Origin of the sequence: Sphingopyxis sp. Geo25, assembly GCF_949769135.1 — a bacterium.
Taxonomy (GTDB): Bacteria; Pseudomonadota; Alphaproteobacteria; order Sphingomonadales; family Sphingomonadaceae; genus Sphingopyxis.
Map to the genome: position 1 here is coordinate 505,578 of NZ_CATKOZ010000001.1, position 17,398 is coordinate 522,975.

General features: G+C 66.1%; 16 protein-coding genes. 9 read left to right on the plus strand and 7 right to left on the minus strand.

Annotated features, from left to right (window positions below; all coding sequences use genetic code 11):
- Nucleotides 1–25: 25 nt before the first annotated feature.
- The 3 genes from QOL68_RS02560 to QOL68_RS02570 are packed head-to-tail and all read right to left on the minus strand — an operon-like array spanning nt 26 to nt 1,906.
- The gene (locus QOL68_RS02560; RefSeq protein ID WP_282946660.1) at nt 26–1,303 is read right to left on the minus strand and encodes an MgtC/SapB family protein; all 1,278 of its coding nucleotides are present in this window, start codon (nt 1,301–1,303) and stop codon (nt 26–28) included.
- A 22-nt stretch (nt 1,304–1,325) separates the two neighbouring features.
- Nucleotides 1,326–1,658 carry a TraR/DksA family transcriptional regulator gene (locus tag QOL68_RS02565; RefSeq protein WP_282946662.1) on the minus strand — a complete coding sequence of 111 codons (333 nt, stop codon included), beginning with the start codon at nt 1,656–1,658 and terminating at the stop codon, nt 1,326–1,328.
- Nucleotides 1,658–1,906 (minus strand): HP1242/YdcH family protein, encoded by a 249-nt coding sequence (locus tag QOL68_RS02570; protein WP_282946664.1) that lies wholly within the window; start codon nt 1,904–1,906, stop codon nt 1,658–1,660. Before QOL68_RS02570 ends, QOL68_RS02565 begins: the two co-directional genes overlap by 1 nt.
- A gap of 278 nt (nt 1,907–2,184) precedes the next feature.
- On the opposite strand from QOL68_RS02570, the gene QOL68_RS02575 reads away from it, so the two are divergent.
- Together QOL68_RS02575 and QOL68_RS02580 are read left to right on the plus strand one after the other, a co-directional pair.
- Nucleotides 2,185–2,868: a Crp/Fnr family transcriptional regulator gene (locus QOL68_RS02575; protein WP_282946666.1), complete on the plus strand. Its 684-nt coding sequence runs from the start codon at nt 2,185–2,187 to the stop codon at nt 2,866–2,868.
- 4 nt (nt 2,869–2,872) lie between these two features.
- On the plus strand, nt 2,873–3,850 hold the full coding sequence (locus QOL68_RS02580; protein WP_058454578.1) for a L,D-transpeptidase: 978 nt from the start codon (nt 2,873–2,875) through the stop codon (nt 3,848–3,850).
- Nucleotides 3,851–3,953: 103 nt separating this feature from the next.
- Here the strand turns inward: QOL68_RS02580 and QOL68_RS02585 are convergent, their stop codons facing one another.
- Complete coding sequence (locus tag QOL68_RS02585; protein WP_231728992.1) at nt 3,954–4,439, minus strand: Hsp20/alpha crystallin family protein; 486 nt, start codon at nt 4,437–4,439, stop codon at nt 3,954–3,956.
- Between the two features lie 296 nt (nt 4,440–4,735).
- Between QOL68_RS02585 and QOL68_RS02590 the strand changes: the two genes are divergently transcribed.
- From QOL68_RS02590 to QOL68_RS02600, 3 genes are all read left to right on the plus strand, one after another.
- Nucleotides 4,736–5,395, plus strand: coding sequence for a BON domain-containing protein (locus tag QOL68_RS02590; RefSeq protein WP_058454577.1), 660 nt, complete (start codon nt 4,736–4,738; stop codon nt 5,393–5,395).
- Between the two features lie 138 nt (nt 5,396–5,533).
- Nucleotides 5,534–6,328, plus strand: a complete 795-nt coding sequence (locus QOL68_RS02595) for a universal stress protein (RefSeq protein ID WP_058454576.1) — start codon at nt 5,534–5,536, stop codon at nt 6,326–6,328.
- A 136-nt stretch (nt 6,329–6,464) separates the two neighbouring features.
- The gene (locus tag QOL68_RS02600) at nt 6,465–6,878 is read left to right on the plus strand and encodes a response regulator (protein ID WP_282946672.1); all 414 of its coding nucleotides are present in this window, start codon (nt 6,465–6,467) and stop codon (nt 6,876–6,878) included.
- A gap of 27 nt (nt 6,879–6,905) precedes the next feature.
- On the opposite strand, the gene QOL68_RS02605 is transcribed toward QOL68_RS02600, so the two are convergent.
- The 3 genes from QOL68_RS02605 to QOL68_RS02615 all read right to left on the minus strand — a co-directional run bounded on the left by QOL68_RS02605 (nt 6,906) and on the right by QOL68_RS02615 (nt 8,786).
- Nucleotides 6,906–7,106, minus strand: a complete 201-nt coding sequence (locus tag QOL68_RS02605) for a hypothetical protein (protein WP_282946674.1) — start codon at nt 7,104–7,106, stop codon at nt 6,906–6,908.
- A 65-nt stretch (nt 7,107–7,171) separates the two neighbouring features.
- On the minus strand, nt 7,172–8,287 hold the full coding sequence (locus QOL68_RS02610; RefSeq protein ID WP_349306396.1) for a zinc-dependent alcohol dehydrogenase family protein: 1,116 nt from the start codon (nt 8,285–8,287) through the stop codon (nt 7,172–7,174).
- Nucleotides 8,241–8,786, minus strand: coding sequence for a GNAT family N-acetyltransferase (locus QOL68_RS02615; RefSeq protein WP_282946677.1), 546 nt, complete (start codon nt 8,784–8,786; stop codon nt 8,241–8,243). The genes QOL68_RS02610 and QOL68_RS02615 overlap by 47 nt, the downstream gene beginning before the upstream one ends.
- A 729-nt stretch (nt 8,787–9,515) precedes the next feature.
- Between QOL68_RS02615 and QOL68_RS02620 the strand changes: the two genes are divergently transcribed.
- The 4 genes from QOL68_RS02620 to QOL68_RS02635 all read left to right on the plus strand — a co-directional run bounded on the left by QOL68_RS02620 (nt 9,516) and on the right by QOL68_RS02635 (nt 17,300).
- The gene (locus QOL68_RS02620; protein ID WP_282946680.1) at nt 9,516–10,511 is read left to right on the plus strand and encodes a substrate-binding domain-containing protein; all 996 of its coding nucleotides are present in this window, start codon (nt 9,516–9,518) and stop codon (nt 10,509–10,511) included.
- Between the two features lie 131 nt (nt 10,512–10,642).
- On the plus strand, nt 10,643–13,612 hold the full coding sequence (gene pgmB, locus QOL68_RS02625) for a beta-phosphoglucomutase (RefSeq protein ID WP_282946682.1): 2,970 nt from the start codon (nt 10,643–10,645) through the stop codon (nt 13,610–13,612).
- Nucleotides 13,606–15,972, plus strand: a complete 2,367-nt coding sequence (locus QOL68_RS02630) for a TonB-dependent siderophore receptor (RefSeq protein ID WP_282946683.1) — start codon at nt 13,606–13,608, stop codon at nt 15,970–15,972. The genes pgmB and QOL68_RS02630 overlap by 7 nt, the downstream gene beginning before the upstream one ends.
- 98 nt (nt 15,973–16,070) lie before the next feature.
- Nucleotides 16,071–17,300 carry an MFS transporter gene (locus tag QOL68_RS02635; RefSeq protein ID WP_282946685.1) on the plus strand — a complete coding sequence of 410 codons (1,230 nt, stop codon included), beginning with the start codon at nt 16,071–16,073 and terminating at the stop codon, nt 17,298–17,300.
- The last annotated feature ends 98 nt before the right edge of the window (nt 17,301–17,398 follow it).

Below are 17,398 nucleotides of genomic sequence, written 5' to 3' on the forward strand. Positions count from 1 at the left end.
GACGGCCTTGATCGGTATTTGGACTTCAAGAGAGCAGGATCGGGACAAGCATGAGGCTCGCCGCGACGCTGAGGACGAGCGGCAGCGCAAGCTTCCACCCCTTCCGCCAGCCGGCGATCGCCAAGGCGGTCGCGCCCTTGAACAAGGTGTTGGCGAGAACCGGGGCGACGATCACGATCGTCGCGAGCTGGCCCTTGAGCAGGCCGTGGGGAAGCGAGCCGACGGCGATGATTGCCGAGTCGACGTCGGCCAGTCCCGAGAGTGCGATGACGAGCGCGAGGCCGCGCTCGCCGACCATCGCCATCATCCAGCGTGCGGCGACGGTCAGCAGCATGACGAGCAGCATCAGGCCGATCGCCGGGGCGAGGCGGAACGGGTTCTTGAGTTCGACGGGGCGGTAGGTGGCGCTGGTATCGCGCCGGCTGCGCAACGCAAGGAATATCGCTCCACCACTCACCAGCGCCGCGGGCGCGGCAATCCAGCCGAATTCGGGCATGGCCGCCGGCGCCAGTACGGCGCTCAGGATTGCCGCGCGGATGAGCATCACCGCCGATGCGGCGCCGATCCCGGCGATCGCCATCGCTTCGCTTTCCTCGCCGTCGCGCACCCGCATCGCGAGTGCCGCAGTGACCGCCGTCGAGGAGACCATCGCGCCGGTTGCAGCCATGACGAGCGTGCCGCGCGAGGCACCGTAGCGCTTGGCGGCAATATAGCCGAGAAAGGAGAAGCCCGAGACAAAGACCACGACCATCCAGAGCTGACGCGGATTCCAGGCGTCATAGGGACCGAAGCGCTGGTCGGGCAGCAAGGGCAGGATGGCGAGCGCGATCAGCGCAAAGCGGACGATCGCCCCGACCTCGACATCGCTGAGCCCCGCGACCCAGCGATGCAACTTGTCGCGAAGCGCGAGCACCAGCGTCAGCGCTACGGCAATCACCGTCGCCATCTCGCTTCGACCGCTCGCGGCGAGATAACCGCAGCCGAGCGTAATGAGCGCGGCGAGACTCGTTGTCCCGCTGAGCTGGTCGGGCGCCCGCGCGCTCTTCGCATAGCCGATCAGGATGAGGATCGCTGCTGCGCCGGAGACGATCGCGGCGATAGCCGGGGCGGGGGCTGCGGTGACCGCCGCCATACCGCCCGCGAGGCCGAACAGGGCAAAGGTTCGCACGCCGGCGAAACGGCTGCCCGCGGCTTCGTTGCGCAGGCTCCAGCCCCGCTGGACGCCGACGAGCAGCCCAAGAAAAAGCGCAAGCCCGATGCCGGCGAGCGGTTGCAACTGGGCGCCTCGAAAGGACTCGATCATGTCGCTCACCCGGCGCGGAGGTTCAGCCGCCGCCGAACTCGCGCTCGCATTCGATGCAATGCGCGGCGTGCGGAACGGCTTCGAGGCGCGCGGCATCGATCGGTATGCCGCATGCCGTGCAGAGGCCGTAATGGCCGGCATCGAGCCGGGCAATCGCGAGCCGGACTGCCTTCATCTCCGCCGCTGCCGCGCTTTGCTGTGCGTCGATCGTTTCGTCATCTTCGCGTTCGATTGCCTGCTCGCCCGAATCGTCGTCGAGCGGCACGCGTTGCTGGCCTTCCAGCCGCTCAACCTGCGCTGCGAGCTGGTCGAGGCGCGCGACCAGGCCGGCGCGTATTTCGGACAGATTATGCATCAGCCATTCTCCTCGACCGCGATGAGCGCGGCGATTTCGTCGAAGATGAACAGCCGCCTCTTCTTGAGTTCCTCCAGCTCGTCGTCGGCGAGTGCGGCAAGGCAGGCTTCCACGCGCTGAATCTGGCTCTGAAGGTCATGATGCTCCTCGGCAAGCTGACGATAGTTCGCGCTGGAGAGCTTGAGCACATGCAGCGCTGGCCCGTGGTCAGGAAATAACGTGTGAAGGTCGTGACCAGATTCGCTCATCTTCGGTCCTTTCGTGATGGATTTCCCTCCCAAATTGCGCCCGGACACTTCGCCTGTCGCTACGCAATAGCCCTTACGCTCGGCGTAGCTCCGGCGGTCGACGCCATCCGGCCGCGCGCCAGATGAAAGGTGTACGTACAGTTGCGTAATCACCTCTGTGCGGCGACTCGCTATCCGGACTGCATGGGGATTCAGCAAAATCCATTCCGCTACCAGGGCGGCCACTGCCCGACACGGGCCCCGAGCGCCGTTCGCGCGTCACTTGCGGGAGCACGCCAATGAGCGATTGCGCGTCCTGCGCCGTGCGCTGCCGCGCCATCTGCGCCAGCCTCGCGGTCGACGAAGCCGCCGAACTTGGCCGTATTGGCCGTCGGCAGCGTGTGAGGGCGGGTCACACCCTGCTATGGGAGGGCGACGAAGCGCCGACGGTCGCGAATGTCCTGTCGGGGGTGCTCAAGCTCGTCGTCGCCACCGCCGATGGCCGCGAACAGATCGTTGGCCTGGTATTCCCTTCCGATTTTATCGGCCGCCCGTTCGGCAAGCAAAGCCCTTACCGGGTGACCGCCATGACCGACGCCGAGGTCTGCATCTTCAATCGCCATCAGTTCGACGACTTCGCGGGCCGCCACCCGCATTTGCAAAAAAAGCTTCTCCACCGCACCCTCGACGAACTTGATCGGGCGCGGCACTGGATGATGCTGCTAGGCCGCAAATCGGCGTCCGAGAAGGTCGCCTCCTTTCTGCTCGATATGGAAGAACGGCTCCCCGGTGCCGCCGATGGTGCGTCTGGCGGCTTCGAGCTGCCCTTCGGTCGCCAGCAGATCGCCGACATATTGGGACTGACCATCGAGACGACTTGCCGCCAGCTCACGCGCATGCGCAGCGAAGGCCTCGTTGACCTTCCCTCGAGGCGCGCGGTGCGGATCAACGACCGGGCGCGAGTGGCTGCGATGGCCGGCTGAGACAATGGGAGCTTGCGCGAAGCTGGCCGGAAGGGCGGCGCTGCTGCTGGGGGCTGCGCTGCTGCTGCCACTCGCGGCGTCGGGCGAGCCCACTGGACCGCACGGGAGCGTTGGCGAGGCGGCCGAGCGATTGAAGCCCGGAGAGTATATCTGGGCGCCCGAGATCGCCCCGCGCGGCCCCCTGATGATGATCGTGAGCCTCGCGACCCAGCGTGGCACCCTCTATCGCAATGGCGTCCCGATCGCGATCACCACCGTCTCGACGGGCAAGGCGGGCCATGAAACCCCGACCGGTGTCTTCACGATCCTTCAGCGCGACGCCGATCATCGCTCGAACCTCTACGACGATGCGCCCATGCCCTATATGCAGCGGCTGACCTGGGGCGGAGTTGCGCTACATGGCGGCACCTTGCCGGGCTATCCTGCTTCGCACGGCTGCATCCGGCTGCCGCAGGCCTTTGCCCGCCTGCTCTATGGCGTGACGCGGCTCGGGATGACGGTCATCGTCACCGAGGCCGCAGTCGTTCCGCGCGCAGCTCCCGGCGATTCCCTGCTCCGGACCGGGCCGACGCCGGCAGAGGGGGCGGTGCTATGGGAGCCGGACCGGGTGCCAAGCGGCCCCGTGTCGATCATTGTCAGCGCCGCCGACCAGCGGCTGCTGGTGCTGCGCAACGGGATGATGATCGGATCGGCGCCCGTGCGCCTCGAAGGCCCGGTTACGGGCACCTCGGCATTCGTCCGCCAGTCGGACGAATCGGGCGCGGCAGCCTGGCTCGAGGTCCCCATTCCGGAGGCAATTGCCGCCAAGGTGCCGGAGCGCTTCGCAGGGCGCGTCGATATAGCAGCCGATCTACGCGCGCTGCTTGAGCCTCTCATAACCGTGGGAACCAGCGTTATCGTCACGCCGGACTCGCTTCGCACCTCGAGCCCGCAGCCGGTGGAGATACTCGGCGGCGACGAGGGCAGCGCGCCAACGCCCTAAGGCGTGACCGAATCGGTCCAGCGGCTGAAGGTGAGTGACATTTGTCTGCCCCGGAAGGGGGGCGGCGGCCGGAACCGCGCCCCAGGCGGCCCGGCGCACGCGTCTAGCTGCTGATCTTGATCTTGCGGGCGGGATCGCGCGCCTTCTCGGTCTTCGCGATCTCGACGCTGAGCAACCCATGCTTGAACTTCGCCTCGATCTTGTCGGCATCGGCATCCCCGGGCAACGCGATGCGGCGCCGGAAGCTGCCATGGCGCCGCTCGCTGATCAGACGCCCGTCCTCGCGGCGCTCGGAGGATTCGTCTTTTTCGCTCGCGAGCAGAAGCACTCCGTCGGCGACTTCGAGCTGGATGTCCTTCTCGGTGAGCCCGGCGAGTTCGGCCGTCAGCTTGTAGGCTGACCCGGTATCGACCAGCTCGACCGCCGGGACCGGACTCACGAGCCGCGGGACATAGCTCAGCAGGCTGCGGCCGGGGACGGCGAACTCTTCGAACATGCGGTCAAGTTCGCCGCGCAGCCAGTTCATGGCGCCAAGCTCCGCCTGCGCGGGCTGGCTACCCGCGGTGCGGGTCGGGGTGAGATCATTCATCAGCTTGCTCCTTCTGAAATAGAGAGGGATCGCGGCGGCGGGTTGTGTCCGAGGAACTCTCTCGGAAGGGCCTCATCGCCGTAATGCGCCGGTGCGCTATCGGAACCTAGCGAGCAGGCCGCGACGGCAGAATCCGGGAAGCTCCCAAGCGGAGCTCTCCTTACGGGAAGTTGCGAATAAGCCGCCAGCTTCGTCCCCGGTAAGGGTGGCCATAATCGCCCGGCGGCTCCTTGCCAGCGCTCGGCGGGCGTCGGTCCGCTCGCAAGGGGGCGGACGCCCCTCAAAGGAGAAAGATCATGCCGAACAAGAGTGACGGCCAGCTTCAGGATGACTTGGTCGCCGAGCTCGAATGGGACCCAAGCGTCGATCACGCGGATATCGGCGTCTCGGTCAACGACGGCGTCGTGACGCTTGCCGGCTATGTGAAGAGCTTTCCGCAAAAGGTTGCGGCCGAACGCGCCGTGCGGCGCGTCGCGGGCGTGCGCGCGCTTGCCGAGGAACTGAAGGTGCGCTTCGCGTCCGATCCCAAGACCGCCGATCATGAAATCGCCAGGCGGATCGTCGACATAATCGGCTGGACGGTCGCGATCCCCGAAGGCCAGATCAAGGTCAAGGTCGAGCATGGTTGGGTCACGCTGAGCGGAACGGTCGATTGGCACTTTATCGCGAAGGAAGTCGCGCGTGCCGCGGGCCAGATATCGGGGGTCACCGGGGTGTCGAACATGATCAAGGTCGGCGATGTTCCGACCCCTGCCGACGTCAAGGCGCGGATCATGGCGGCGTTCAGGCGTCGGGCGGGCCTTGACGCGAGCAGCGTCTCGGTGACGACCGACGGCAGCACGGTGACATTGCGCGGCCGCGTCAAGGCCTGGCGTGAACGGCGCATGGCAGAGCTCGCGGCCTGGTCGGCGCCCGGCGTGACCGACGTAGAAGATTATCTCGCAGTCGACAGCTGATCCCGCTCGCTCGGGGAAGAGGCGACCCCCCCGCGGCCGTCCGGAAATCCGGGCGGCCGCCTTTCTATCCGTATCATTGCGCATATCGGCTTGGGCGGGCGGCACATAGGCTCGGCGAAGAAACCAAGGAGACGGCTCATGAAGAATATCCTGTTGCTCGTACATGACGACCATGGCCAGGAAGCACGCCTGCAGGCGGCGCTCGATATCACCCGCGCGGTGGAAGGGCATATGACCTGTATCGACGTCACCCCCTATCCGCTTATCGCGGGCGACGGGTTCGGCTTTGCCGAGACCGTCGTCGTCCTCGACGAGCGCGAAAGCGAAGCGAAGAACAAGTCGGTGATCAGCGACCGCCTGTCGCGCGAGGATGTCAGCTGGAGCTGGATCGACGCGATGGACGAGATCGCCAATGCGGTGCTCGATGCCGCCGACCTCGCCGACCTCATCATCCTCAATTGCGCGCTCGACGGCTTTCCGATGCCCGACATGCGCGACATTGCGAGCCGCATCGTGGCGCGCGCGAGCGCGCCCGTGCTCGCGGTGCCCGAGACCCTCGAGCGCTTCGAGCTCGAGCGCGCGCTCGTCGCATGGGACGGCCGCCCATCCGCTGCGGCCGCGCTCCGCGCCGCGGTCCCGCTCCTCGCCTTTGCGAAGGAGGTCGAGATATTCACCGCGCAAGCGCCCGACAATCATATCGCCCCCGAGGATGCCGCGACCTATTTGTCGCGCCACGGCATCGCGGCGAATGTGCGCAAGACCGACATCGGCAAGTTCCACGCCGATTTCCTGATCTCGGACGAGGCCAAGCTGTTCCGCGCCGATTACATCGTCATGGGCGCCTACGGCCGCGGCCGACTGCGCGAAACCTTCGGGGGCACCACGAAGAACCTGCTTTCGAAGAGCAAATTCCCCCTGCTGATGAGCCATTGATCGATGACCCCTGGCCCTGCTTTCCAGCTTCGGGCTCGCGCTTCCGACATGGCGAGCCCGACGATCTTGCATGACCTAGCATGGTGCGACCAGGAACCAGTCGCCATGCAAAAATTTCGATAACGGGACCATGGACATGTTGATCGCCCGATCGGGTTGGAGCGAGGCGCCGCCGACCATCCTTATCGTCGAGGATGACCCGGCGGTGCGCCGCTCGCTCCTCCTGCTTTTGCACGGGCGCGGATTTGCGGCGAAGGCCTGGCCCGCGGCCGATCCCGCACTCGCCGAGGCGGCGCGCGCCGCGCCCGATTGTCTGATCGTCGATTACCGGCTCGAGAGCAGCGACGGCATCGCGATGCTCGGCGCGCTGCGTGCACAGGGCTGGGATGGACCGGCGATCCTCATCTCTGCCTATCCGTCCGAGGAATTGAGCGCCCGTGCGCTCAAGGCGGGCTTCGCGCTTGTTTTCGAAAAGCCGCTGCGCGAGCATATGCTCGTCGATGCCGTGACCCGTCTCACTCGCAGCGGTACGCCGTCGGCAAATCCTTAAGCCTCGTCCTGCTCCTCGCGGGCGGACTTATTCGGGATATTCGCGCGGCGTGCCTTCGGGATGGCTGTCGGGAAGCACCGGCGCTTCGGGCGACGTGCGCAACGGCTGGCGATCGGGGTTTGGCGCCGGTGTTTCGGGATAGGCCTTGTCGGGCTGTGCCGGCGGGTCGCAATCGGGACACTCGGGAGGCCGCGCCGCGCTGGCGGTGTCTCGCTCGAAACGATCCATGGCAGTTTCTCCTGACCGGCCGGTCTGGCCTTCGCCTCTTTCGCGCCGCTGCCCGCGGCGCGCCATTAGTGATTCCCCGTAGCCACTCCCTCGGGGACGAGGACGAGCGCGCCTTCCACCTCGCCGGCGCGCAACCGGTCGAGCGCGCGGTTCGCATCGGCGAGCGGCAGCACAGTGACATGCGTGCGCACGTGGCAGCGCGCTGCGGCCTCGAGGAACGCAGCGCCATCGGCACGGGTCAGATTGGCGACCGACCGAATCGATCGTTCTTCCCAGAGATCGGCATAAGGAAAGGCGGGAATGTCGCTCATATGGATGCCGGCGCAAATGACGCGTCCGCCCTTCCGCACCCGGCGCAGCGCTTCGGGCACCAGCGCGCCGACCGGCGCGAAGAGAATCGCGGCATCGAGCGCGGCGGGCGGGGCCTCGTTCGACGCGCCCGCCCAGATGCAGCCGAGGCGGCGCGCAAAATCCTGGCCCGCCGCGTCGCCCTCGCGCGTGAAGGCATAGACGTCGGCACCATCGGCGATCGCGATCTGCGCAAGAATATGCGCGGCGGCGCCGAAGCCATAGAGGCCAAGCGTCTTCGCCCCGTCCGCCATGCGATAGGCGCGGTAGCCGATCAGTCCGGCGCAGAGCAAAGGCGCCGCGTGAACATCGTCGAAGGCGGCGGGGATTGCGAGACAGAAGCGCGCATCGGCGACGACGTGCGACGCGAAACCACCGTCGCGCGTGAAGCCGGTGAACTCGGGTGCGTCGCAGAGATTTTCTTGGCCGGTTGCACAATAGGGGCAGGCGCCGCAGCTCCGCCCGAGCCAGGGCACCCCGACCCGGTCGCCAAGCCCGAATCGGGTGACGCCCGCGCCGAGCGCATCGACGCGGCCGACGATCTCATGGCCCGCAATGATCGGACGCCGACCGCTGATGTCGCCGTCGGCAATATGGAGATCGGTTCGGCATACGCCGCACGCGACGACCGCGATCCGGATCTCGCCGTCGCCCGGTGTGGGCATCATCCGCTCGACGCGGCGCAGCGGCGCCCCCGGCGTGTCGAGCTGCATGGCATAGAAACATTGGTCCATTGGGTGCGCCTCCGACTGCCTGCCGTTCGGGGCGCCGACCCGATCGCCCAAGTCAGCGAAGCTCCAGTTCGAGCAGCGCCAGCGTGGCGTCGCCGTCATAGTCGCTCGCCTTGAACCCCAGCGTGCGTTCGACCTCCATCGCGCCACGATTGGCGCGGCTCTCGATCGACCGCAGGGTCGTGAGGCCGCGGGCCCGGGCGAGATCGACGGCATGGTTGAGGAGCGTCCAGCCGACCCCGCGCGTCTTATACGCCGGCGCGACCGAAATCGCGACCTCGGCAGTCACGAACGCCTCGTCGGCTGCGATGAGCAGGCTAGCGACCAGCTCCGACGTTGCCGCATCGAACGCGAGCAGATGCTCGCGATGCCGGTGATCGACCCCGATCATCGCCGCGAGCTGCACGCTCGACAGGTGCGACTGGCCGCTCAGGAAGCGGAACTGCATATCGTCGGGAGTCAGCCCATCGAAGAAATGATTGACGATGTCGGCGTCGCCGTCGGTGACCGGCCGCAGGCGAAGATCGACGCCGCTGCGGGTCTGCAAACGGGTCTCGGTCGCCTCGCTCAGCGTGGTGTCGGGCGCATTGGTAAGCGTCATCCTCTGTCTCCTTGATTTGGGACGGGCCGCCGAAGCGGCGAAGCGCGAAGGGTGAGGGTGCCCGCGATGCGGCTTTGCACGCGCCGCGGGTCCGGCGGTGCGCGATTCACCGGGGTCCGGCGCGGGTGCGCGCGACAGAGGGTCAATGGTCGGGGTCTCGGCATCGCCTGCTCCTTTGTGACCTCAGGCTAGCGCCCCGCGCGGTCGGCGCATTTCGTAATTATACGGACTTCCGGACCTCCAAAGTGATGCTCCCATGCGAGCCAAGCCGTGTGGCAGGTTCGATCCGATGCGGATTTTGAGGCGGGAAGCCGGCTTGGCGGCTTGGCTCAAACCGTTCGGGGTCAAATGAGCCTATCCCAAGCACGGGCGAGCCTCATTTCGATAGCCGCACGATCAAACGACAGCTCGACTCCAGCCGCGGTGCGCCAATCCGCGAGCGCGAACCGAAGTTTGCCATCGGCTCGGCCAGCGGGCTGGCGCCGCGACGTTGCCCGCCGGCCCACGACCGATGCGGTGCATCGTCGTGTCACCCCTATCGCGAGAGGTTCCCGACCCTGGAAGTCGAGGGCTCGCGGTCCGGGATGGCATGTGAAAATCGCGTCGTGCGCCGCGCGCGCTTGAGGACTGACCGCGAAGCCGCTTGTGAAAGTCCTTCGTCGGGCGTTAGGGGTGGGGCATGGCTCAGCATATCAATCCTTCGTCAGCGATCGCCAGGCCGGGTCGCGGATGAGCACGCACAAGCCCAACGAGCGCGCGCGGCCGACCATGGCGGACGTCGCCCGCGAACTCGGCGTCGCGAAGATCACCGTATCGCGCGCATTATCGGAGCATTCGACGGTCAAGGAAAGCACGCGCACGCTGATCCGCGAGACCGCCGAGCGGATGGGCTATCGCCTCAACGTCTCGGCGCGCAACCTGCGGCAACAGCGCACGCGGACGATCGCGGTGGTCATCGAAATGGCGCCGTCGCACGACCGGTTGATGAGCGAACCCTATCCGCTGTCGCTGCTCGGCGGGATCATGCAGGAACTGACCGCGGCGGGGCAGAATATGGTGCTGACCACCATCGACCTGTTCGCCGCGCACCCGCCCTCGACCGACGGGGTGATCCTGTTGGGGCAGGGCGTGCATGACGACGCCGCTGCGATGATCGAGGCGACGGGGCTTCCCTATGTCGTCTGGGGCGCCGCGCATGGCCCGCCCGAACGGATCGTCGTCGGTAGCGACAATCGCGAGGGCGGCCGGCTTGCCGCAGACTACCTCCTCAAAAAGAAGCGCACGAAATTGCTCTTCCTCGGAGAAACCCAGCATGGCGAAGTCGAAGACCGCCTGGGCGGATTCGAGGCGACGCTGAAAGGGGAAGGGGCGGCGATTGTCGATCGGGTCGCCTGTGGCTTTACCGTCGCCGCAGGGCGCGAGGCGACGTCGAAACTGCTCGAACGCGGCAAGGGCTTCGATGGCATTTTTGCCGCGAGCGACGCAATCGCGATGGGCGCGATCGAGGCGGTCGAGGCGCAGGGGCTCTCGGTCCCGGGCGATGTTTCGGTCGTCGGCTTCGACGATTCGCCGGGGGCATCGCTCTTCTCGCCGCGGCTCACCAGCGTGCGTCAGGACTGGGCCACCGGCGGGGCCTTGCTGGCGCAGAAGGTGCTGGATCTCGTGGCAGGAAAACGCGTCGAATCCCGCGCCATGCCGGTCGAGCTGGTCGCCCGCGAAAGCTGATCTCCGATATTGCGAAACTCTCCGAAAACCAAGCGAAAGGGCAAAATGGTATCGATATCTTGACATCGATACCATTTTGCCGGACATAGCGTCGAGAAGCACCGGCCGGAGCAGCCGTTGCCGTGGTGAGGATGCGCGTGGCGATTTCCGACATGTCTCTCGATGCGATGCGGCTTGTCCGGCGCGGCCCCGATGCGGTCGGCGAGCAGGCGGCGGCGCTGTTCGCGTTGGCGAACGGCCTGTGCGGCGTCGCGGGCGTGATCGACGAGCGCGCGTCGAGTCCCTGCGCCTATCTGCCCGACGCCTATGTCAGGCGGCCGATCACCTATCATGAGAGTTTCCCGGGCTACGCGACCGCGACCGACACGCGCGTGCCGTGCCCCAGCCCGCTGCTGCTCCGCCTCCATATCGACGGCCAGCCTGTCGATTTTGCGGCCGCCGAGCTGCTCGATACCGAATGCGTGCTCGACTTGACGACCGGCGCGGTTCGCCGCGTCTCAAGCTGGCGAATCGAGGACGGTCGCACGCTCGAAATCGCGGTCGAGCGCATCGTACCGCTCGCTGGCGGCGCATGTGTCGCCTCGCGCATCCGCATCCGCCCGCTCGACTTCGCGGGCAGCTTTCAGGCCTGGCTGACCTATGGCACCGAAGCCGAGGGCACGGGTGGCGCCGAGGTCGACGACCCCCGCATTTCCGGACGTTTGCGTCCGGTCTGGAGCATCATTTCCCCCCTGCCGGGTGACAACCCTTCCGTCACCCGGTTCGCGCAGGATGCTGTCGAACTCGCCTACCGCCAACATGTCGCAAGCGCGGCCGCTCAGGTCGCGGCGGTCCACGCGGGTCATGTGGTGCGCCGCGAGTTGGTCGCCGGCGGCGTCCTGACGATCGACCGGGTGGTCGCGATGGCTTGCGCCCGCGGCCGCCCGGTCGACCTTGTCGCGCTGGATGGCGTGGCGATGGATTTCGATGCGATCGCCGCGGGACAGCGCGCGGCGGTGCAGGCGCTGTGGGAGAGCGCGGCGCTCGACATCGACGGCGACGACGAACTGGCGCGGGCGCTGCGCTTCGACCTGTTCCAGCTCCACCAGTCGGCGAGCCGGGATGCGAACCACAGCATCGGCGCAAAGGGGCTGTCGGGCGAGGGTTACGAGGGTCACTATTTCTGGGACGCCGAAACCTTCATGCTGCCGATCCTTGCGCTGCAGGCGCCGGAAAGGGCACGGACGCTGCTCGCTTATCGCATCGGCAAGCTGGACCGCGCGCGGGCCCATGCGCGGGCGATCGGCCATGCGCGCGGCGCGCTCTATCCCTGGCGGACGATCGCCGGCGACGAATGTTCGTCGCATTATCCGACGGGGTCTGCACAATATCATATCAATGGCGACATCGCCTATGCGCTCGCCCTCTATGTCGCGGCGTCGGGCGACGAGGCGTTTCGCGCCGAGGCGGCCGAAATGCTGTTCGAGACCGCGCGGATGTGGATGGAGATCGGCGCCTTCGACGCGCGGCGTGGTGGCGCTTTCTGCCTCCACGGCGTGACCGGCCCCGATGAATATTCGGCGCTGGTCGACAATGATTTCTACACCAACGCTATCGCGCGCCGGCATCTGGCCTATGCTGCCGAAACAGCCGAATGGCTGCGCGCGCGCGGCGAGCTTGCCGCGGCGAAGGCGGCGATCGGGCTGAGCGATGGGGAGGTCGCCGAGTGGCGCCGCGCGGCCGACGCGATGTGGCTCCCGGTCGATCCGGCGCTTGGCATCAATCCGCAGGACGATGCGTTTCTGAGCCGTCCCGAACTCCCCGGGCTAACCTCGGCGCGCGACGGCCATGGGCCGCTGCTGATGCGCTATCACCCGATGATCCTGTTTCGGCACCAGGTCGCGAAGCAGGGCAATGTCGTTCAGGCGATGGCGATGGATCTCGTCGAAATGCCCGTGTCGCGGCAGCGGCGGAATTTCGATTATTATGCGCGCGTCACAACGCATGATTCGACACTGTCGTCGGTGTCGTTCGGGATTGCGGCGGCGCGGCTGGGCGATGAAGCGGCGGCGCTCGACTTCCACCGCGAATGCGCGTTCGTCGATCTTGAGAACCGCCACGGCAACACCTCGCACGGCCTGCACATGGCGGCGCTGGCGGGTAGCTGGCTGGTGCTGGCGCAGGGCTGGGGCGGGCTGCGCCTCGACAGCGCGGCGCCGTCGTTCCGGCCGCAGCTGCCGGCCGCATGGACGGGCTATCGCTTTCGCTTGCAATGGCGCGGAAGCGTGATCGAGCTGGCGGTCAGCGGCCAGGGTTGCACCTATCGGCTGGTGTCGGGCGATCCCGTCGACATTCTCGACCATGGGCGCCCGCTTCGCGTGGGCAGCGATCCCGTCGTCATGGACCGGCCGCGCCTGAAAGGCGTGATTTTCGATCTCGACGGCGTGCTGACCGACACGGCCGAGGACCATTATCAAGCGTGGCAGGCGCTCGCCGACTCCTATGGCTTCGCATTCGATCGCGAGGTCAATCATCGGCTGAAGGGTGTCGATCGGCGTAACTCCCTGCGGCTGATCCTCGAACATGCGGGGGCGGAGGTCGAAGCGGAGAGGTTCGACGCCATGCTGGCGGAAAAGAACGACATTTATCGCGAACGGCTTGCCGCCTATTCGCCCGCGGACCTCTTCGCGGGGGTCGGCGCGCTGTTCGACGGCCTGCGCGCCGCGGGGTTGAAGATCGGCCTCGCGTCGGCCAGCCGCAACGCGCCCGACGTCGTGCGCCTGCTCGGCATCGCCGACCAGTTCGATTTCATTGCGGATGCGGGGGCGGTCGCGAACGCCAAGCCCGCGCCCGATATCTTCCTGGCCTGTGCCCACGGCATGGGCCTTCGCCCGGACCAGTGCATCGGCATCGAAGATGCAGAGGCCGGGGTTTCGGCCATCCATGCGGCGGGCATGGTGGCCATTGGCATCGGGTCAGAAGAGGCGCTGCCCGACGCCGACATGCACGTCCCCGCCACAGGCCAGCTCACGGTCGCCAATATCCTGTCGTTCGAACGGGCTGCGGCGGCGCGCGGGGGCCTTTCAACCAGACCAGATAAAGTGGAGGAAATCTCATGTTGAACCGGACCCGTCTGCTGGCGTCCGCCGCGCTCTTTGCGCTGCCGACCGCCGCCTATGCCCAGGAAGCGCCTCAGACCGATTATACCGCGCCCGCCGAGGACGAGATCATCGTGACCGGCACCGCCGGCGGCGGCATCAACCGTCAGTCCGCCGCCTTCGCGATCACCAACATCACTGCCGACGCGATCGCCAAGGCGGCGCCGAACAGCACCGCCGATCTGTTCAAGGTCATCCCCGGCGTCTCGGCCGAAAGCTCGGGCGGCCAGAATGGCGCGAACATCTTCGTGCGCGGCTATCCCTCCGGCGGTGACGCCGAATTCGTGACGCTGACGACGCAGGGCGTGCCCTTCTTCTCGCCGCCGACCTTGTCCTTCCTCGAAAACACGCAGCTCATCCGCGTCGACGAGACGATCGCGCGCGTCGAGGCGGTTCGCGGCGGCACTGGCGCCCTGTTCGGCAACGGCCAGCCCGGCCTGACCGTCAACTTCGTCCAGAAGGAAGGCGGCAGCGAGTTCGAAGGCCTGGTGAAGGCCAGCATCGCCGATTATGGCGACGTGCGCGGCGACCTGGTGCTTTCGGGTCCGCTCGGTGACAATACGACCTTCCTGGTCGGTGGCTATTATTCGACCGGCCATGGCATCCGCAACCCGGGCTTCTCGCCCGAGAAGGGCGGCCAGATCACCGCGAACGTGCGGCATGACCTCGACAAGGGCTCGATCCTCGTCTTCGCGCGCTACCTCAACGACCATGGCCAGTGGCTGCTGCCGATCCCGGTCGTCCGCGACGGCGACAAGGTGCGCCAGTTCGGCAACATCGACCCCGGTACGGGAGCGCTCGCCGGCCGCGAAACGCGGCTCAGCCTGCTGCCCGACGGCAGCCGCGCCGATCTGGCCGACGGCCGCGGTGCGAAGCTGATCAACCTCGGCACGAATTTCGATTACGAAATCGGTGATGGCCTGCAGGTCCGCTATCGTGCCAGCTATCTCAACGGCGATGCCGATACGACGGGCCTCGTTCCCGCGAGCACCGCGCAGTCGGCAACGGACTATGCGGCGAGCCTTGGCGGGACGATCGGCAGCCTGACCTATGTCAATGGCGGCGGTGCGGTCGCGGGCACGCAGCAGGTCATCCGCGCCGGCACCTGGATCGTGCGCAAGCAGATCGAGGATTTCACCAACGATCTCAACCTCGAATGGAAGAGCGGGAACAACAAGTTCACCGTCGGTGCCTATTTCTCGGACTTCTCGTCGAACGACCAGTGGAACCTCGGCAACATCCGCCTGCTGACCGCAGAGAATAATGCGCGCGTCCTGGACCTTGTCCTCGCCGACGGCCGCGTCGTCACCAATCGCGGTTTCACGCAGGGTTCGTTCTTCAACGTCAACGCCGCCTATGACGGTCGCGAATATGCCTTTTATGCGGTCGACGAATATCAGATCACGCCCGAACTGCGGTTCGACGCGGGTATCCGGTATCAGAATTACAAGGCGACGGGCACGCTGGAGAACAACAATTTCGGCGTCGACGTCGATGGCGATGCGAACACGCTCTACGACAGCAACACGGCAGTCCTGAACGGCACCTTCAACACGATTTCGTACAAGAAGGGCGCCTGGTCGTGGACGGCGGGCCTGAACTATGACTTCACCTCGTCGCTCGGCGCCTATGTCCGCTACAATCGCGGCAACACCAACCCCTTCTTCGACAATCTGCGTGACGGCATCCGCGTCTCGCCGCGCGTCGACAATTATGAAGGCGGGATCAAGCTGCGTACCGACCTCGTGTCGCTCTATGCCACGCTGTTCCACACCAACTTCAAGGGGCTGGTGACGACGGTCATCGGCAATGGCGGACCGCAGGCGTCGATCGGCGGCGCGCGCAGCACCGGCGTCGAGCTTGAAGGACAGATCCGTCCGATCGACAATTTCGCGATCGCCTTCTCGGGCACCTGGCTCGACGCGAAATATCGCAACTTCTTCGCCAACAACGGCGCAACCGACCTCAGCGGCAACCGCGTCCAGCGGCAGCCGAAGTGGCAGTGGCGCGTGACGCCGTCGTATGACATCGAATTCGGCAGCGACAGCAAGGTCTCGCTCTATTCGACCTTCGCCTATGTCGGCGACCGCTTCTCCGACACCGGCAATACGCAGGATCTCCCGCATTATTTCAAGATCGATGCGGGCGTCACCTTCGACGTCAATCGCGCGCTGACCTTCGCGGTTACCGCCGACAATCTGACCGACAAGGTCGGGCTGACCGAGGGCGATCCGCGCACGATCGGCCAGACCGGCGGCGAAGTCGTCAACGCGCGCCCGATCCTCGGCCGTTCGTTCCGCTTCAGTGCGGCCTATAAATTCTAAGAGGGGGGAGGGGGATCGACCTCTTTTCGTAACTCTCCTACTGGGTGGTCGCGGCCTCTTCGCGGCCACCCCTTCTTTTAGGTCTCACGGGGACGGACATGGCGCGTACTCGGCTGATCGCCGCACTGATATTGACCTATGTCGCCTTTGCGATGCTGCTCAACAGCGTCGGCACGGTCATCCTCCAGTCGATTTCGAGTTTCCATGTCACCAAGCCCCAGGCGAGTACGCTCGAAGGCTTCAAGGACATCACCATCGCAGTCGTGTCGTTCGTCACGGCGAGCTATTTGCCGCGGATCGGGCTGCGCAAGGCGCTGATCGGCGCGCTCGCGCTCGCGGTGGCGGCATGTTTCATCATGCCGTTGTTCGGCAGCTTCAACGTCGCGCGGCTGCACTTCGCGCTCGTCGGCGCGGCTTTCGCGGTCGCCAAGGTCGTCGTCTATTCGATGATCGGGCTCGTGACCGAAGACGCGCGCAAACATGCCAGCCTGACCAGCCTGATCGAGGGCATGTTCATGGTCGGCGTATTGTCTTCCTATTGGGTGTTCAGCGCCTTCATCGATCCCGCAGGGCTGCGCTGGCTCGACGCCTATTGGGTGCTCGCGATCATCCCGGCGCTGGCGCTCGCCCTGCTGCTGTCGACCGGGGTCGACGAAAACCGGACGCATATCGGCTATGAGGAGCCGGGGATGGAGCGCGCGCCGATGCTGGCGATGCTGAAGCTCGCGGGGCTGCCGCTGGTGCTCGTCTTCATCCTCTGCGCCTTCGTCTTCGTCCTGATCGAGCAGGGGATCGGAACATGGTTGCCGGTCTTCAACAACGAAGTGCTGCACCTGCCCGCGCAGATGAGCGTGCAGGCCGCCAGCCTGTTCGCGGCGTGCATCGCGATCGGGCGGTTCGGCGCCGGAGCGGTGATGGCGCGCTTCGACTGGTATCCGGTGCTCAACGTCTGCCTTGCGCTGCTCGCGGCGCTGATCATCCTCGTCCTGCCGCTCGCCGACGGGCTGACGCCCGGTGCGATCCACAGCTGGAGCGACGCCCCCGTTGCCGCGTTCCTGTTCCCGCTGATCGGGATCGCGCTCGCGCCGATTTACCCGACGATCATCTCGGTGATGCTGAGCGCAATGCCTCATCGCCAGCATCCGCCGCTGATGGGGTTGGTCGTGATTTTTTCCGCGCTTGGCGGCACCACCGGCTCGATCATTACCGGCGCAATCTTCGCGCATTTCGATGGGCGTACAGCCTTCACGCTGATGCTCGTCCCCACCGCAGCGCTGACGGTCGGGCTCTTCATGCTTCGCCGCAGAATCCGGGCCTCCGAGGCTTGATCGCCGGAAAAGGCAAACGCAAGCTGACGCGCTTGACCGCGACATCGCCGCTGCCAATGATCCCGATCGAGGCGCCGTGTTCACGCTTACCTTCCCTG

Bases quoted from the DNA above. Each gene is read 5' to 3' on its own strand.
- QOL68_RS02560 (WP_282946660.1), bottom strand. From the start codon at position 1,303: ATGATCGAGTCCTTTCGAGGCGCCCAGTTGCAACCGCTCGCCGGCATC.
- QOL68_RS02565 (WP_282946662.1), bottom strand. From the start codon at position 1,658: ATGCATAATCTGTCCGAAATACGCGCCGGCCTGGTCGCGCGCCTCGAC.
- QOL68_RS02570 (WP_282946664.1), bottom strand. From the start codon at position 1,906: ATGAGCGAATCTGGTCACGACCTTCACACGTTATTTCCTGACCACGGG.
- QOL68_RS02575 (WP_282946666.1), top strand. From the start codon at position 2,185: ATGAGCGATTGCGCGTCCTGCGCCGTGCGCTGCCGCGCCATCTGCGCC.
- QOL68_RS02580 (WP_058454578.1), top strand. From the start codon at position 2,873: ATGGGAGCTTGCGCGAAGCTGGCCGGAAGGGCGGCGCTGCTGCTGGGG.
- QOL68_RS02585 (WP_231728992.1), bottom strand. From the start codon at position 4,439: ATGAATGATCTCACCCCGACCCGCACCGCGGGTAGCCAGCCCGCGCAG.
- QOL68_RS02590 (WP_058454577.1), top strand. From the start codon at position 4,736: ATGCCGAACAAGAGTGACGGCCAGCTTCAGGATGACTTGGTCGCCGAG.
- QOL68_RS02595 (WP_058454576.1), top strand. From the start codon at position 5,534: ATGAAGAATATCCTGTTGCTCGTACATGACGACCATGGCCAGGAAGCA.
- QOL68_RS02600 (WP_282946672.1), top strand. From the start codon at position 6,465: ATGTTGATCGCCCGATCGGGTTGGAGCGAGGCGCCGCCGACCATCCTT.
- QOL68_RS02605 (WP_282946674.1), bottom strand. From the start codon at position 7,106: ATGGATCGTTTCGAGCGAGACACCGCCAGCGCGGCGCGGCCTCCCGAG.
- QOL68_RS02610 (WP_349306396.1), bottom strand. From the start codon at position 8,287: ATGACGGCGACGCCACGCTGGCGCTGCTCGAACTGGAGCTTCGCTGAC.
- QOL68_RS02615 (WP_282946677.1), bottom strand. From the start codon at position 8,786: ATGACGCTTACCAATGCGCCCGACACCACGCTGAGCGAGGCGACCGAG.
- QOL68_RS02620 (WP_282946680.1), top strand. From the start codon at position 9,516: ATGAGCACGCACAAGCCCAACGAGCGCGCGCGGCCGACCATGGCGGAC.
- pgmB (WP_282946682.1), top strand. From the start codon at position 10,643: ATGCGCGTGGCGATTTCCGACATGTCTCTCGATGCGATGCGGCTTGTC.
- QOL68_RS02630 (WP_282946683.1), top strand. From the start codon at position 13,606: ATGTTGAACCGGACCCGTCTGCTGGCGTCCGCCGCGCTCTTTGCGCTG.
- QOL68_RS02635 (WP_282946685.1), top strand. From the start codon at position 16,071: ATGGCGCGTACTCGGCTGATCGCCGCACTGATATTGACCTATGTCGCC.